Source organism: Asticcacaulis currens (assembly GCF_028550395.1).
GTDB classification, from domain to species: Bacteria; Pseudomonadota; Alphaproteobacteria; order Caulobacterales; family Caulobacteraceae; genus Asticcacaulis; species Asticcacaulis currens.
Genome location: NZ_JAQQKW010000002.1, coordinates 57085 through 72387, shown reverse-complemented (window position 1 = coordinate 72387; position 15303 = coordinate 57085). Strand labels below are relative to the sequence as shown.

General features: G+C 61.7%; 14 protein-coding genes. 10 read left to right on the top strand and 4 right to left on the bottom strand.

The window, feature by feature from the left end:
• Positions 1-84: 84 nt before the first annotated feature.
• From PQU94_RS03500 to PQU94_RS03460, 9 genes are all read left to right on the top strand, one after another.
• Positions 85-705, top strand: a complete 621-nt coding sequence (locus PQU94_RS03500) for a PepSY-associated TM helix domain-containing protein (RefSeq protein ID WP_272740115.1) — start codon at positions 85-87, stop codon at positions 703-705.
• Between the two features lie 8 nt (positions 706-713).
• A complete protein-coding gene (locus PQU94_RS03495) occupies positions 714-1220 on the top strand; it encodes a DUF2271 domain-containing protein (protein WP_272740114.1) in 507 nt (168 codons plus the stop codon).
• Positions 1221-1362: 142 nt separating this feature from the next.
• Entirely contained in the window at positions 1363-2364 is a 1002-nt protein-coding gene (locus tag PQU94_RS03490) for an FAD:protein FMN transferase (protein ID WP_272740113.1), read from the top strand.
• Positions 2361-3674, top strand: a complete 1314-nt coding sequence (locus PQU94_RS03485; RefSeq protein ID WP_272740112.1) for an NADPH cytochrome P450 oxidoreductase family protein — start codon at positions 2361-2363, stop codon at positions 3672-3674. Before PQU94_RS03490 ends, PQU94_RS03485 begins: the two co-directional genes overlap by 4 nt.
• Positions 3675-3957: 283 nt before the next feature.
• Positions 3958-4347 (top strand): hypothetical protein, encoded by a 390-nt coding sequence (locus tag PQU94_RS03480; protein WP_272740111.1) that lies wholly within the window; start codon positions 3958-3960, stop codon positions 4345-4347.
• Between the two features lie 31 nt (positions 4348-4378).
• Positions 4379-5899, top strand: coding sequence for a cryptochrome/photolyase family protein (locus tag PQU94_RS03475; RefSeq protein ID WP_272740110.1), 1521 nt, complete (start codon positions 4379-4381; stop codon positions 5897-5899).
• Positions 5899-6051 (top strand): DUF2256 domain-containing protein, encoded by a 153-nt coding sequence (locus PQU94_RS03470; RefSeq protein ID WP_272740109.1) that lies wholly within the window; start codon positions 5899-5901, stop codon positions 6049-6051. The genes PQU94_RS03475 and PQU94_RS03470 overlap by 1 nt, the downstream gene beginning before the upstream one ends.
• Before the next feature lie 14 nt (positions 6052-6065).
• Positions 6066-7241 carry an aminotransferase gene (locus PQU94_RS03465; protein WP_272740108.1) on the top strand — a complete coding sequence of 392 codons (1176 nt, stop codon included), beginning with the start codon at positions 6066-6068 and terminating at the stop codon, positions 7239-7241.
• A gap of 111 nt (positions 7242-7352) precedes the next feature.
• Complete coding sequence (locus PQU94_RS03460; protein WP_272740107.1) at positions 7353-8852, top strand: CoA-acylating methylmalonate-semialdehyde dehydrogenase; 1500 nt, start codon at positions 7353-7355, stop codon at positions 8850-8852.
• A gap of 167 nt (positions 8853-9019) precedes the next feature.
• Here PQU94_RS03460 and PQU94_RS03455 read toward each other — a convergent pair whose 3' ends face one another.
• Together PQU94_RS03455 and PQU94_RS03450 are read right to left on the bottom strand one after the other, a co-directional pair.
• A complete protein-coding gene (locus PQU94_RS03455; RefSeq protein WP_272740106.1) occupies positions 9020-10036 on the bottom strand; it encodes an alpha/beta hydrolase in 1017 nt (338 codons plus the stop codon).
• Positions 10037-10258: 222 nt separating this feature from the next.
• A complete protein-coding gene (locus tag PQU94_RS03450) occupies positions 10259-10519 on the bottom strand; it encodes a glycoside hydrolase family 97 C-terminal domain-containing protein (RefSeq protein ID WP_272740105.1) in 261 nt (86 codons plus the stop codon).
• A 108-nt stretch (positions 10520-10627) separates the two neighbouring features.
• On the opposite strand from PQU94_RS03450, the gene PQU94_RS03445 reads away from it, so the two are divergent.
• Positions 10628-11632: an alpha/beta hydrolase gene (locus PQU94_RS03445; protein ID WP_272740104.1), complete on the top strand. Its 1005-nt coding sequence runs from the start codon at positions 10628-10630 to the stop codon at positions 11630-11632.
• Between the two features lie 6 nt (positions 11633-11638).
• On the opposite strand, the gene PQU94_RS03440 is transcribed toward PQU94_RS03445, so the two are convergent.
• Together PQU94_RS03440 and putA are read right to left on the bottom strand one after the other, a co-directional pair.
• Positions 11639-11929, bottom strand: coding sequence for a hypothetical protein (locus PQU94_RS03440; RefSeq protein WP_272740103.1), 291 nt, complete (start codon positions 11927-11929; stop codon positions 11639-11641).
• 195 nt (positions 11930-12124) lie between these two features.
• Complete coding sequence (gene putA / locus PQU94_RS03435) at positions 12125-15196, bottom strand: bifunctional proline dehydrogenase/L-glutamate gamma-semialdehyde dehydrogenase PutA (protein WP_272740102.1); 3072 nt, start codon at positions 15194-15196, stop codon at positions 12125-12127.
• Between the last annotated feature and the right edge of the window lie 107 nt (positions 15197-15303).

Here is a 15303-nt window from a genome sequence, read left to right as displayed (position 1 = left end):
CCTTGGTATAAGACGGTTTGCTGCCTTGCAAAAGCCAGGACGCCTTGATAATGAGAATGATTATTAAGTAGAGCCCCAAGCCTGATGACGACTTCGTTCAAACCGACTCCCTCCTTCTGGCGCAATCAGTTACGCCAGTGGCACTGGATATCCTCGGCCCTCTGTCTGGTCGGCATGATCCTGTTTTCGGTCAGCGGCTTTACGCTCAACCACGCCAGCCTTATCGAGGCGAAGCCGCAGGTCACCAACTGGGAAAAGGACCTCAGCGCGCAGACTCTGGCCCTGCTGCCCAAGGCGCAGGACAAGGCGCGACTGCCGGACGATGTGGCCCGGGCACTGAAGGCCGATACGGGGATTGATGTCTCAAAAGTTCTGCCGGAAGTCTCTGATAGCGAACTCTATTTCGCCATGCCGGGTCCGGGCTTTGACGAATGGATGAGCGTCGAGCGCGATACGGGCCATGTCACCTATGAAAAGAGCCATCGCGGCTTTATTGCGATGCTCAATGACCTGCACAAAGGGCGCAATGCCGGACCGGCCTGGAGCCTGTTTATCGACATCATCGCCATTGCCTCGGTCATCTTCTGCGTCACCGGTCTGGGTCTGTTGTGGATCTATGCGCGGGGACGTCGCATCACCTGGCCTCTGGTCGGTCTGGGCACCATCGTGCCCTTCATCCTCTTCCTTCTGTTTATTCATGCGTGAGGTTTATCATGTTCGCTAAAGCCGCCATCTGGACGACAGTTCTCAGCGCCGGTGCGGTGGGTGCCGCTCAGGCCGGGACAGTAGCCGTCGATGTCGAAGTGCCGCGTCTCAACGTCGCTGAATACCATAAGCCCTATGTGGCGGCGTGGGTCGAGGACGGTGCGGGCGCGCACAAATCCAACCTGTTTGTCTGGTATCAGGTGGGGAAGGGCGACAAGTGGCTGAAAGACCTGCGCACCTGGTGGCGCAAATCGGGCCGCGACCTCAGCGCCTCCGAAGTCAGCGGTCTGTCGTCGGCCACCAAGGCTCCCGGCCGTCAGACGGCGAAGATCGACACCTCGGCTTTGAAGGGCATGACGCCCGGTGACTACGTGCTGAATGTCGAAGCGGCGCGTGAAGGCGGCGGCCGCGAAGTGGTCAAGGCGCCGTTCAAGTGGGACGGCAAAAAGGCGGTTGCAGTCTCGACCAAGGGGGCGACCGAGCTGGGCGCTGTGGCGTTCACCATCAAACCGTAAGAAAAATCCCTCTCCTGATTTTACTAGAAATAGTGACAAAGGCGGTGGGGATGAAGCTCGGCCATTAACCCCACCGTCCTTCTCGCCTGGGGCTCGAATGCCACCTCCCCTAAAATTAGGGAAGGGGCTTAAGCTAAGTGTAATGACGCAAACTGACACTTTACCAAACCGGCGTGTTCTGGTCCCGGCGCTGATCACGCCGCCGGAAGACGTGTCAGCGTGCCTGCCGTGTGACGTGTCAGGGGAGGCCTTTGCCACGACGTGGCAGGTGCGGCTGTTCAGTGACGGGCCGGTGGATCGAACGGGCCTTTGCCAGCGGATTCAGGCTATTCTCGACCGCATTGACGCCGAAATGTCGCCTTATCGCGCTGATTCTGACCTGACGCGCTTCAATGAGGCCAGGGCAGGGGCGTTTGTGCCCCTGCCGCCTATGCTGATGCAGGTCATCGCCCACGCGCTGGATATGGCGCGTTTAACCCGGGGGGGCTTCGATCCGGCCCTGCTGGAAGCGGTCGAAATCTGGGGTTTCGGCGCGAAGATCGTGCCTGAAGGCCCGCCGACACCCCAAGCGCGCGCCGCGCTGAGAAAGCGTCGGGACTGGCGCGCGCTTGACTGGCGGCCGGACGGGTTGACCAAACCCGAAGGTCTCAAACTCGACCTGTGCGGCATCGCCAAGGGCTATGCGGTCGATGCCGTAACCGACAGTCTCAAGGCAACGCCGGGGGTGCGTTCGGCGCTGATTGAGATTGGTGGTGAATTGAAAGCGTTTGGCATCCGTGCCGAGGGGCAGCCGTGGTGGGTGGAGATTGAACGCGCAGATAGAACGTTCAACACTGAAACCCTTGTGGCGCTCAGCGATCTGGCCGTGGCCACCACGGGTGACAGCCAACGCTATTTCATCCATGACGGTGTGCGCCTGTCGCACACGATCGACGCCGCCACCGCCGCCCCGGTGCAGAGCGGTATCCGTCAGGTCAGCGTCTTTGATGCGCAGTGCTGGCGCGCCGATGCATTGGCCACCGCCCTGATGGTGATGGGCGAACATCCTGCCATGTCTTTTGCACAAACCCATGCTATCCCTTGTCTGATGGGGCTGAGCGACGGGCGTGAGGTGCTGAGCCCCGCCCTTGAGGACTGGCTATGATCGACTTCGTTACCACCGATCCGCTGCGCGTGGGACTGGCTGCCGGGGCCGGCGTGTTGTGGATGCTGATGAGCGGCGTCATGCTGACGCGCGGTCGCGCCCGTGCGTCAGCCGTGGCCGTCGATGCCCTGATCCTCTCGGCCTCGCAGACCGGGCAGGCGGAAGAACTGGCGCGCCATACGCACAAAGCGCTGAGCACGGGCGGTCTGACGACGCGTCTGATGTCGCTGGGCCAAGCAACCGTCGCTGACCTGCAACAGGCGAAGTTGGTGCTGGTGGTGGCCTCGACCACCGGTGTCGGGGATGCCCCGGACGACGGTGCGGCCTTTGAGCGCGCACTTATGTCTTCGCGTCCCGACCTGTCGGCGCAGAGCTTTGCCGTCCTGGCGCTGGGTGATCGCAGTTACGAAGACTTCTGCGCCTTTGGCCATCGGCTGCACGACTGGTTTACCGCCTGCGGCGCGACGGCCAAAAAGCCGATCACCGAGGTCGATGATCTCGACGCACAGGCCCTGAAACAGTGGGAATCCTACCTCAAAGAGTGGGGTGGCGCGGCGATGCAAGCGGACGCCAATTTCGCCGCTACAACCCTTATTGCCCGCGAACGGCTCAATCCCGAAAGTCCATCAGCGGGGCTTTACGCCATTGATTTTGCAATAGCCGAAGGCGCTACGTGGGTGGCCGGTGATCTGGCCGAAATCCTGACGCCGTCCGGGCATCGTCGCGACTATTCCATCGCCTCCCTGCCCGAAGAGGGGCGGGTGCGCCTGTTCGTGCGCGAAGTCATCAAAGCCGATGGTTCACGCGGCGAAGGCTCCGGCCTGCTGACGACGCTTCCCCTGGGCGAAAGCGTGCCGCTGCGGCTGAAAACGCATAAAGGATTCCATGCCCCGGCGGGCGACGGCCCGGTGTTGCTGATTGCTGCAGGGTCGGGTCTGGCGGGTGTGCGACCGCATCTGCTGGAATTGGCCGGGCGCGGCCGTCCGTGCTGGCTGATCTATGGCGAGCGCCATCCGCTGCACGATGGGCGTCTATCCGATGAGATGCGCGGCTGGCAACACGGCGGGCGTCTCCGCAAACTGGATCTGGCTTACTCGCGCCCTGATGACGGCGTGAAAATCTATGTGCAGGATGTGATAGCCCAACAGGCCCCGGCCATCCGCGACTGGCTGGGGCAGGGCGGCAGCGTGCTGGTCTGCGGTGGGCTGGATATGGGGCGCGGTGTCGATGCGGCTCTGAAAGAGGCGCTTGGCCCGGACTGGCTGGAAGCGGCGCTCAGCGAAGGACGTTATCGCCGCGATCTGTACTGAGGGCTAAAAAAGAACCCGCCTCAGGCTGAGGCGGGTTTTGAGTGCACCGAGGATAATTGAGCAACAAGACGTTACCCAGAAAGCGCCGGAAGGGGAGGCTGTCCGGTCCCGAACGCTTGAGTTGATAGTGACGAAATCGGACGGATTTGTCAATGAGAATTATTCGCATATTTATAGAGCCAGAGGTTTCCGTTCACGGAAATGCGAATAGCCGAGGAGGCGAATTCGGTTACACTTGTCAGGTGAACCAAAGCGCCGGGAGGGTACAAAACGGATGAAGCGAATGATCGCTCTGATTGGCGTTTTTAGTGTTGCTTTTGGCGCCGGACAAGTGGTGGCGCAACCGTGTGAGCGGACGATTACGCTCGACATTCGCAACATAGACTACAAATCCAAACCCTATGATCCGATGCTCAAACCTCTGCTTGACAAGGTCGATCCGGACACCGGCCGCATTGAGCTGACCTTCGCCTCTTCGCGTATTCACCCGGAAATCGTCGATCTTCAGGCCGCCGGTCTTAAATATGTGCAGTCAAAGATCACGCTTCAGGGCTACGACCCCGCTCTGATCCAGCGTCAGGAGGTCATGCTGCCGCGCAGTTTTGCCGGCAAGGATGAGCTTTACCGCCTGATCGTCACCTATGGCCCCAAAGAACACGCGCCCGCCTGCTGAACCGTGACCGTGTGCGGGTCGTATTGGCCATATGGGTACACTCAGGCTTGTTCTTGCGGATCAATTGTCGGCGCGGCTCGACATCCGAACCCGCGCCGATAAGGAAACCGACGTCTTTCTGATGGCGGAGGTGGCTGAAGAGGCCAGCTATGTCCGCCACCACGTCAAGAAGATCGCCTTTCTGTTTTCAGCCATGCGCCACTATGCCGAGGCCTTGCAACAGGCAGGCTATCGCGTTCGCTATGTGCGGTTTGATGATCCGGACAATACCCACAGCCTGAAGGGCGAAATCGAACGCGCCCGCACGGAACTGAACCTGTCCAAGGTGCAGGTGACCGAACCCGGCGAATGGCGGCTGAAGCAGGTCGTTGCTGCCATGGACGATGTCACACTGCTCGAAGACAATCGCTTCCTCTGTTCGCCGCAGTGGTTTTCACGCTGGGCCGAAGGGCGCAAACAACTGCGCATGGAATACTTCTACCGCGAAATGCGCCGCGCCCACGGCATACTGATCGACGATGGCAAGCCCTGCGGTGGCGAATGGAATTACGACGCCGAAAACCGCGCGCCGCCGCGCGACGGTCTGGTCATTCCGCGCCGCCTCAGCTTTCGCAAGGATGCCATCACGCGCGAGGTGCTTGATCTGGTCGCCAGAGCCTTTTCCGACAATCCCGGTCAGCTTGAGCCCTTTCACTTTGCGGTCACGCGTGCGCAGGCGCTAAAGGAACTCGAACACTTTGTGGCGCACATCCTGCCGCAGTTCGGTACCTGGCAAGACGCCATGCTGGGACGTGAGCCCTATATGTATCATTCGTTACTGTCGGCCTATATCAATGCCGGCCTGCTCTATCCGCTCGAAGTCTGTCAGGCGGCTGAGCGCGCCTATCGCGAAGACGGCGCGCCGCTCAACGCCGTGGAAGGCTTTATCCGGCAGGTGCTGGGCTGGCGCGAATATGTGCGCGGCCTCTACTGGCACTTTATGCCGGACTATGGGGCGATGAACGCGCTGGAAGCCCACGAGGATTTACCGTGGTTCTACTGGTCCGGCGACACGCAGATGAACTGCGTGCGAACGGCGGTGGCGCATACGCTGGAGCACGCCTATTCGCACCATATCCAGCGGCTTATGATCACCGGCAATTTCGCCCTGCTGGCGGGTATAGAGCCACGGCAGGTGCATGAATGGTATCTGGCCGTCTATGCCGATGCCTATGAGTGGGTAGAGCTGCCTAATACGCTCGGCATGGCGTTGCACGCCGATGGCGGGATTATGGCCTCAAAGCCCTATGCCGCGTCGGGGGCCTATATCGCCCGCATGAGCGACTATTGTAAGGATTGTCATTACAAGGTCGATGTGCCGGTCGGTGAAAAAGCTTGTCCGTTCAATGCTCTGTACTGGGATTTTATGGCACGTCACGAAGAGCGGTTCCGCAAAAATCCGCGCCTGTCCTACGTCTATGCCAACTGGGCGCGCATGGGGGAAGACAAGCAAATGGCCCTGCGCACACAGGCACAGGCACACCTTCAGGCCATGCGCGAAGGGCGTCTGTGATGCCACGCGGTGTGAAGAAATCCGACCTGCCGCAAAAGACCTGTCAGGGGTGCGGCCTTCCCTTCACCTGGCGCAAGAAGTGGGAAAAGGTGTGGGCCGAGGTGCGCTATTGCTCGGACCGCTGCCGCCGGGCTAAAAAGCCATCCCGATAGCTGGAACCGCTCTCATGACCCTGCCGCCGCTCAATCCGGTCTATGCCGGGCTTGGCACGACCATCTTCACCACCATGTCAGCCTTGGCGGCAGAGACCGGTGCCATCAATCTGGGGCAGGGTTTTCCCGAAACGGACGGCTTCCCGGAGGTGCGTGAGGCCGCTGCGCGCGCGCTGACCGACAGTTCAAACCAGTACGCGCCGATGAAAGGGCAGGGCGCGTTGCTGGAGGCCGTTGCGGGCTTTTACGGCCGCACGCAGGGCCTCAGCCTTGATCCGGCAAAAAATGTGCTGATCACCTCCGGCGCGACCGAAGCGCTGGCCGCAGCGGTGTTTTCGCTGATCTCGCCGGGCGATGAGGTGATCGTTTTTGAGCCCCATTACGACGCCTATGCGCCGCTGATCGAACGCGCCGGGGGCGTGGTGGTGCGCGTGCGCCTCAACCCGCCGGATTGGCGCTTTACCGAGGCGCAACTAACCAAAGCCTTTTCGCCGCGCACGCGCATGGTGATGGTCACCACGCCCAATAATCCGACGACTCGCCTGATACCGCCCGAAGACTGGGCGCTGCTGGCGCGGTTCTGCGTCGCGCATCGGGCCTGTGTGGTGTCGGACGAGGTGTGGGAACAGGTGGTGTTCGATGGCACGACGCATCACGGCGTGCTGAACGTCCCCGGACTGGAGACTTTGGGGGTCAAGATCGGCTCGGCGGGCAAGCTGTTTGCCCTGACCGGCTGGAAGGTCGGCTTTGTCTGCGCCCATGAGCGCCTGATCAACCAGATGGCCAAGGCGCATCAGTTTTTGACCTTCGCCACGCCGCCCATGCTGCAATCGGCCGTCGCCTTTGGTCTGGGCCTGCCCGACGGTCGCTTTGCCGAAGAGGTGGCCGCCCTTCAGCGGTCGCGCGACCGCCTGCGCGCCGGGCTTGAGGCCGGAGGCTTCCGCACCCTGCCGTCCGAAGGCACCTATTTCCTCAATATCGACCTGCCGGGGTCGGGTGTGGCTCTGGACGGGCAGGCTTTTGCCCTGCGCGGCGTAAAAGAAGCCGGTGTGGCCACCATCCCGCTCGATGCCTTCTGCGCGCCCGGTGGCGAGGGCCTGCCGGTCGTCCGCCTGTGCTTTGCCAAGAGCGATGCGACGCTGGATCGTGGCATTGAACGCCTCAGCGCCGCGCGGCAATTGCTGAGCTGAGATTGCCTCTTTTCCCGTGTGAGGAATGCGCTAATCTGTGATCACATTTTTAGCGCGCATCTGGTCCGAAAACCGCGACCACTTTCCGGGATGCGCTTGTGGAGGCTCCCCATGCGACACATCTCACACTTTATCGGCGGTCAGGCGGTAGCGGGGGTGTCGGGCCGGATGGGTGAGGTGTTCGATCCCAATACTGGCCGGGTGCAGGCGCAGGTCGATCTGGGCACGCCCGATGAGCTGGCGCAGGCCGTAGCGGTGGCCAAGGCCGCGCAGCCGGGCTGGGCCGCGCTCAATCCTCAGCGCCGCGCGCGGGTGATGTTCGAGTTCAAGCGCCTGCTGGAGCGCGATATGGACGCCCTGGCGCATCTTCTGGCGTCTGAGCACGGCAAGGTCATTTCCGATGCCAAAGGCGACATTCAGCGCGGGCTGGAGGTGGTGGAGTTCGTCTGCGGCATCCCGCACCTGCTGAAAGGCGAATATACCGAAGGGGCGGGGCCCGGCATCGACGTCTTTTCGCTGCGGCAGCCGCTGGGGGTGGTGGCCGGCATCACGCCGTTCAACTTCCCGGCCATGATCCCCATGTGGATGTTCGCCCCGGCGCTGGCCACCGGCAATGCCTTTATCCTCAAGCCGTCCGAGCGTGACCCCTCCGTGCCCGTGCGGCTGGCGGCGCTTTTGCTGGAGGCCGGGCTGCCCGAAGGCGTGCTCAATGTCGTGCACGGCGACAAGGTCGTGGTCGATGCCATACTCGATCACCCCGACATCCGCGCCGTGAGCTTCGTCGGCTCGTCCGACATCGCACAATACGTCTATGGCCGCGGGTCGCAGAATGGCAAGCGGATGCAGTGCATGGGCGGGGCCAAGAACCACGGCATCGTCCTGCCCGATGCCGATCTCGATCAGGCGGTGGCCGATATTATGGGCGCCGCCTATGGGTCCGCCGGCGAACGCTGCATGGCCCTGCCCGTAGTGGTGCCGGTGGGCGAAGAGACGGCCGAGCGTCTTAGGCCCAAGCTGCTGGCCGCCGCCGAAGGCTTGCGCGTCGGTGTCTCGACCGACGCCGAGGCCCACTATGGCCCGGTCGTGTCGGCGGCGCACAAGGCGCGCATCGAACACTATATCCAGATGGGCGTCGATGAGGGGGCCGAACTGGTGCTCGACGGGCGCGGCTTCAAACTTCAGGGGCATGAGGACGGCTTCTTCCTGGCCCCCAGCCTGTTCGACCACGTGACGCCCGCCATGCAGACCTACCAGGACGAAATCTTCGGCCCGGTGTTGCAGATCGTGCGGGCCGGAACGCTGGAGGAAGCCATTCGCCTGCCGTCGCAACACCCCTACGGCAATGGCGTGGCCATCTTCACGCGCAATGGCGATGCGGCGCGCGAGTTCGCCTCTCAGGTCGAGGTCGGCATGGTCGGCATCAATGTCCCCATCCCGGTGCCCGTGGCCTATCACTCCTTCGGCGGCTGGAAGCGCTCCGGCTTCGGCGACCTCAACCAGTACGGCATGGACGGCGTGCGCTTCTACACCCGCACCAAAACCGTCACCCAACGATGGCCGCAAGGCGGGGTCGTGCGTGATCAGAGCTTTGTGATCCCGACGATGGGGTAGGGGGGCTTCGCAGAAAATAGAGGCGCGAAAGTAGCCGTTTGCAACTTTTCGCACCCATGCATACGAGCTTACAACCTGTTTAATCCCATATGTAGGCGTCTGACGAGTTATGACATAAATGCGGAAGGTCGTTTGTGGATGTTACGCCGAGCGGCTAATAACGGCCCCTACTTTGCACGCACGTCGGCGACAGCTTTATTAATGGCGTCGATAACCGCCTTAGGCTGATTAAAATGGATATAGTGACGACTGTCAGGAACCACGATATGGCTGCCACGCGTTGACAGGGCGGCGAGTCTGCCATGCGCGGCCATCCACCTGTCTTCCATCAGTTTATGCTGTTCCGGCGTGTCCCCCGGCATTACGGGCATACTGCTATGCGTCAGGATAATCAGCGGCTTATCGCCGAATTGCGGGTTTAGGGCGTCAATTTGGGCCGTATCCGTGGACACCCAGCTTGGCGCTGATGGCGTAAGGCTCTGAATTTCCGAAATTTTAGTGCTGATGGTCGCGGGGTTCGTCTGCTGCTGTCTGTCTACGCGGCGCAGGACTTCGTCAAGCGAACGGTTTTCGCGAACACAGGCTTTAGCGGCATCCGTCTTGGGCTCCTGCAACTCGCCACCCTTTGCTAGGGCGAGGCACGCCTCTAACGGTGCCCATGGCGGTGGGAGGTCGTCGGACGCATCCGCCGGCGGCGTCCATCTGCCCATGTCGGCATAAGACGGATCGACCAGAACTTCAGCTGCGACGTCTTCGGGATACTTTCCCTGCACACCTACGCCGTAAAGCCCCGCTATAGAGTGGCCAACATATACTATCGGGCCGTCCGTTCCTGTAGCCTTGAGCAACAGGTGGATGTCCCTGACATTCGCATTCACGTCCGATGCGCCCGGCGGAGGATCGGAAAAGCCATATCCGGCGCGATCATAACTGCAGGCCCGCGTTGTCTTCGCGACCTCGCCCTGAACATAGCGCCACGACACCGTCGTGTCACCGAGCCCCGAATCGAAAAGGACCGTTGGCGCGCCCTGACCTTGGCAAAACAAGTTAATGCGGCGATGGCCGTCAATGGCGACCAGACGCTGCGGATGCGCATAATTTTCGGATGGGATTGCGGTCTGAGCAGCGAGCGGGCCCACCCCCGCGAAGCTCATTGTCAGCGCAACAAAAACCGACGTTTTCACTTTGTGCATCCCCCCCCAACTCAAACGTGAGTTATCCCTGAGAACAGACTTTTATTTGTTTAGTAAATTACTACTGATATTTTAAAGCAGCAAGGCCCCACTTTCTTAAGGGCAGGCCTAGGTTGCCTAGTTGCTTTAGATGTCGTTGCGGACTTGAGCCCACTTAGGGCTCAAATCGGACTTATGACACGGGCTTATATCTCAGCTCGGTCAGCGCTCGCCTCACTCTCTCATCTTAATTACCAATGAACTCCCGCCAGAGGGTTTGGCGTTGAGGGTGAGGACGCTGGTGTTCGACGCTTTTTGCGTTGACGTGACGACATCGGCCCGTTGGGCACCGTCGGTCCGCAGGCGGGTTGTAAAGGTGCCTTGGGGCAGGAAGCTCAGCTGCAGTTTGACCGCGCGGGCCTGATTGTCGTTCATCAGGCCGATATACCAGGTCTTCCCGTTGCGGCGGGTCAGGGGGATAGCCGGACCCGGCAACCGCTAAATAACGGTAAGCCACCGTCTTCGTTGGTGCTGTCGCTTGTCAAATCGCGTTTAGGCTCTAAACTGCGCAGAAATAATCAACATCGCGCAGGGAGCCCCGCCATGCCCATTTCTTTGGACCGCCGTCAGATACTGGCCAGTGCTGCCGCCTCGGCCCTGATGCCGCTGACGGCCTTTGCGCAGGATTCCGGGGCACCGCTGGTGGCCGAAGGGATGAAGGTGCCGCTTCTGCCGCCGCTGGAGAGCTTTCCGCTGTGGCCCAGGGGCAAGGTGCCGGGCTCGAAGGGCGTGACGGTGAAGGAAGAGTGGATTCTTCGCAATCCGAAGGACGGCAATCCCAACGACACAGCCGCGACGCACGTCACGGAGCCGATTTTGATGGTGCGTCGCGCGAAAAACCCGAACGGCTCGGCGATACTGATGATCCCCGGCGGCGGCTATGTGCGCGTGGCCGTCAGTCGCGCGGGCGGCGGCACGGACAAGGACTTTGCGGATCGCGGCACGACGGTCTTTGTCATGACCTACCGTCTGCCGGCCGACGGCTGGGGCGCGGGACCGGAAGCGCCATTGCAGGACGCTCAGCGCGCCATCCGTCTGATCCGCCACCGCGCCAAAGAGTTTGGCATTGACCCCAACCGTATCGGTGTCATCGGCTTTTCGGCAGGCGGCCATCTGGCCGGATGGTTGTCGGAAAGTTTCGGGCGTGAAACCTATGCGCCGGTCGATGCCGCCGACACGCAGCCGACGAAGCCGCTGGTGACCGGCATGTTCTACCCGGTGATGACCATGATGGCCCCTTATGCGCATGGCGGCTCGGTCAAGGCGATGTTCCCGAACGGCGGTACCGATGAGCAGAAGCGCAAGGTGTCGCTGGAGTTTAATCTGCCGGTCGATATGCCGCCGACCTTCCTCGCCCACGCGGGGGATGACCGCACTGTTCCGGCGGAAAACAGCCTGATTCTCTATCAGGCCCTGCGCACCCAAAAGACGCCGACGGAGCTGCATATTTTCGAAAACGGCGGCCACGGCCTGCGCGTCAATGGTCAGGATCAGCCCTATATGCCGCTGTTCGAGGCCTTTGCCCAACGCCACGGCCTGTGGGGATAAAGCAGATCACGCAATCATTCGCCGCAGGACCGAGTTGCCTTTGCGCGCCGCCAGAACCGCGGTGACAAACTCGCGCCGGATGGCCGGGTAGTCAATGGTCGGTGCATAGAAGCCCTGAAGGGCATGATAGATGTAGGCGTGGATGCGTGTGATGTCTTCGCCCGTCAGGTCGGGTAGGGGATCGCTGATCAGTATGGCCAGCGCCCGTACCACGGCCCCTTCGGCCTCATCGTCGGTGGCATAGACGTAGAGAAGCCGGTCAAGCGCGTGTTCCAGAACCTTCAGGTCGATCATCATAGCAGGCCTCTTAAAGCCTCATGCCGAAAAGGGGCTCCGCTTTTCGGGACAACATGAAGCGATGCAAAAGTATGAGCTATGAGGCAACTCCAATGAGCCGACGAATGCTCAAGGACAACCTCATCCGATAAGATGAGGCTGCCTCCGAAGCCGTAAACGGACAATCAGGAGAAGGGGCGTCCGAAATAAAGGGCGTCAGATGTCTGTTTCGGCCAGCGACAACAGGGTGGCATTGCCGCCCGCCGAGGTGGTATCGACAGAGACGGTACGTTCGCTGGCAAAGCGCAACAGATAGTGCGGGCCACCCGCCTTGGGCCCGGTGCCGGACAGGCCTTCGCCGCCAAACGGTTGTGATCCGACCACGGCCCCGATCATCGAGCGGTTGACATAAAGATTGCCGACCTTGGCCAGAGACTTGACCCGCTCGGCGGTTTCGGCAACGCGCGAATGCAGCCCCATGGTCAGGCCATAACCGCGGGCATTGACGCGGGCGACGACGCTGTCCAGTTCTCCGGCCCTCCAGGTGACGACGTGCAGGATGGGGCCGAACCATTCCTGCGACAGGTCTTCGATGGCATTGAGGCGGATCAGGGTCGGCGGCACGAAGAGGCCCGTCTGCGGGACTTCAAGCGTATGAATCCATTGCGTTTGCATCGACTGGCGATACGCAAGCAACTTGTCGCGTGCGGCGGCGTCGATGACCGGACCTACATCGGTGCGGATATCCGCCGGGTCGCCCAGCACCAGCGTATCCATCGCCCCCTTGAGCATATGGATAATCGTGTCGGCCACGTCTTCCTGAACGATCAGCAGACGCAGGGCCGAGCAACGCTGACCGGCGGAGCGGAAGGCCGAGGTCACCACATCGCCCACCACCTGTTCCGGCAAGGCGGTGGAATCGACGATCATGGCGTTGAGGCCGCCGGTTTCAGCAATAAGCGGCACAAGGGGGCGGCTGTCGTCGCTGAGCAGGCTGCGGGCGATGGCGCGCGCCGTACCGGTGGAACCCGTAAAAGCGACGCCGTAGACGGCGGATGAAGCGGTCAGGGCCGCGCCGACGTCCGGGCCGCCGGGCAGGAAGTGCAGCACATCGGCCGGGATTCCGGCCTCATGAGCCAGTTGTACGGCGCGGAACGCGATCAGCGGCGTTTGCGGCGCGGGCTTTGCCACCACAGGGTTTCCGGCGACCAGAGCGGCGGTCACTTGCCCGATGAAAATGGCCAGCGGGAAATTCCATGGCGAAATGCAAGCAAAAGTGCCGCGGCCGGTAAGGCGCAGTTCGTTCAGTTCGCCCGTCGGCCCCGGCAGGGTCACGGGACGGAACTGTTCGCGGGCATTGACGGCGTAGTAGCGGCAGAAATCGACGGCTTCGCGGATTTCGGCCACGGCGTCGCCAATGGTCTTCCCCGCCTCGTGTACGCACAGCCCCATCAGTTCGAGGCGGTGCGTTTCCATGAGATCGGCGAGACGCTCCAGACAGGCGGCACGGTCTTCGACCGGTGTCGCGGCCCAGCGATCGGCGGCGGCATCGGCGGCCTTCAGGGCCCGCGCCACGTCCTCGGCGGAGGCTTCGATCACGGTGCCGATGGGCTGCGACGGGTCGGCGGGGCGCACAACCGTCCTGGCCGTGCCGCTGACGGCCTGACCTGACACCAGCGCTGTGGCGGCGTGAGATTTGGCACCGACGGTGGCAATGGCGTTAAGTGTGGCGTCGAGCGTGGCCTGATCACTGAGGTCCAGACCCTGCGAATTGGTGCGGCCGGGGAATAGGCCGGCGGGCAGGGGGATGGCCGGGTGCGGGCGGCCTTTGACGGCGGCGATGTGGGCGGCAGGATCTGACAAAAGCGTTTCCTCATTGACAGTTGGGTCGGCCAGTTGATGCACGAAGGACGAATTGGCGCCGTTTTCGAGCAGGCGCCGCACCAGATAGGCCAGTAGTTCTTTATGACCACCAACCGGCGCATAGGTGCGGCAGTTATAGCCCAATTCGCGCACCAGACGCTCATGCAGACCTTCGCCCATGCCGTGCAGGCGCTGGAACTCAAAGTCGCGACGTTCGCCCGCCCACTCCATGATCGTCGCCACGGTCAGGGCATTGTGGCCCGCAAAGGCCGGCCAGATGTGCGAGGCGTCCAGCATATCCCTCGCACAGGCGAGGTAGGAGACATCGGTGGCCGGTTTGCGTGTAAAAAGCGGATAGTCGCTGAGGCCTTCGACCTGCGCGCGCTTGATTTCGGAATCCCAGTAGGCCCCCTTGACCAGACGCACCTTAAGGCGGTGGCTGGTCGCCTGACCGATGGCCTGCGCCCAGCCGATCAGCGGACGGGCGCGCTTGCCATAGGCCTGCGCCGCCATGCCGAGGCCGTCCCAGCCGGACAGGGCGGGATCGCGCAACACGCCTTCGATGATGTCGAGCGAGATCATCAGGCGCTCGGTCTCTTCGGCGTCGATGGTCAGGTCCATATTGTAGCCTGCGGCTTTGGCGGCCAGATACCGGATCATCTCAATCAGTTGCGGAACGCAAGTTTCCTGATTGGCGACTTCATAGCGTGGGTGCAGGGCCGACAGCTTGATCGAAATGGAATGGCCATTGCCTTTTGGCGAACGCCCGACTGTGTCCAGCGCCTGTTCATAGGCCGCGAAGTATTTTTCGGCATCGGAAAAGGTGCGCGCCGACTCGCCCAGCATGTCAAAAGAAGCGGTGAAACCCTTGTTTTCAGGCTTTGCGGCGACATCAAGCGCTTCGTCGATGGTGCGGCCCATGACGAAGACTTCGCCCATCATCTTCATGGCGACGGCGACGCCCTGACGGATGACGGGTTCGCCCATGCGGGTAATCAGCTTTTTCAGCGTCCCGGCCTGTTGCGGGTCATCGACCAGGGCGCGGGTGAGGATCAGGCCGAAGGTCGCTGTATTGACCAGAGCCGAGCCGGATTTCGCCTTGTGCGCCCGCCAGTCGGCATCGCCGATCTTGTCGCGGATCAGAAGGTTGGCCGTTTCCGGATCGGGAACGCGCAGATAGGCCTCAGCCAGCGACAAAAGCGCCACGCCTTCGGCCGTGTTCAGCCGGTATTCCTGAAGAAAGCGATTGACCCAGCCGGTCGATTGCGCCGCCTTGAGGTCCTGAAGGATCAGGCGCGCCTGCGCTATCACGCGCTGACGTGCGGCGGTATCGAGCGTGGCGTCGGGCAATAGGGCCGCCAGCACCTCCGGCTCGGGGGCGCGATGAAGGGCGATCATGCGGGCGCGGGCGTTGGCAGGCGTCATGGAGGCTCCGGGATGGTCGAATATGAAACTTTTTAGAGTATGCTCGGTTTGTGGAAAATGTCCTTGGAATTTTACCCCTATTGGCCGAAGGATATTTATTCATTATT

Coding starts and splice junctions, on each gene's coding strand:
- PQU94_RS03500 (WP_272740115.1), top strand. CDS start 85: ATGACGACTTCGTTCAAACCGACTCCCTCCTTCTGGCGCAATCAGTTA.
- PQU94_RS03495 (WP_272740114.1), top strand. CDS start 714: ATGTTCGCTAAAGCCGCCATCTGGACGACAGTTCTCAGCGCCGGTGCG.
- PQU94_RS03490 (WP_272740113.1), top strand. CDS start 1,363: ATGACGCAAACTGACACTTTACCAAACCGGCGTGTTCTGGTCCCGGCG.
- PQU94_RS03485 (WP_272740112.1), top strand. CDS start 2,361: ATGATCGACTTCGTTACCACCGATCCGCTGCGCGTGGGACTGGCTGCC.
- PQU94_RS03480 (WP_272740111.1), top strand. CDS start 3,958: ATGATCGCTCTGATTGGCGTTTTTAGTGTTGCTTTTGGCGCCGGACAA.
- PQU94_RS03475 (WP_272740110.1), top strand. CDS start 4,379: ATGGGTACACTCAGGCTTGTTCTTGCGGATCAATTGTCGGCGCGGCTC.
- PQU94_RS03470 (WP_272740109.1), top strand. CDS start 5,899: ATGCCACGCGGTGTGAAGAAATCCGACCTGCCGCAAAAGACCTGTCAG.
- PQU94_RS03465 (WP_272740108.1), top strand. CDS start 6,066: ATGACCCTGCCGCCGCTCAATCCGGTCTATGCCGGGCTTGGCACGACC.
- PQU94_RS03460 (WP_272740107.1), top strand. CDS start 7,353: ATGCGACACATCTCACACTTTATCGGCGGTCAGGCGGTAGCGGGGGTG.
- PQU94_RS03445 (WP_272740104.1), top strand. CDS start 10,628: ATGCCCATTTCTTTGGACCGCCGTCAGATACTGGCCAGTGCTGCCGCC.
- PQU94_RS03440 (WP_272740103.1), bottom strand. CDS start 11,929: ATGATGATCGACCTGAAGGTTCTGGAACACGCGCTTGACCGGCTTCTC.
- putA (WP_272740102.1), bottom strand. CDS start 15,196: ATGACGCCTGCCAACGCCCGCGCCCGCATGATCGCCCTTCATCGCGCC.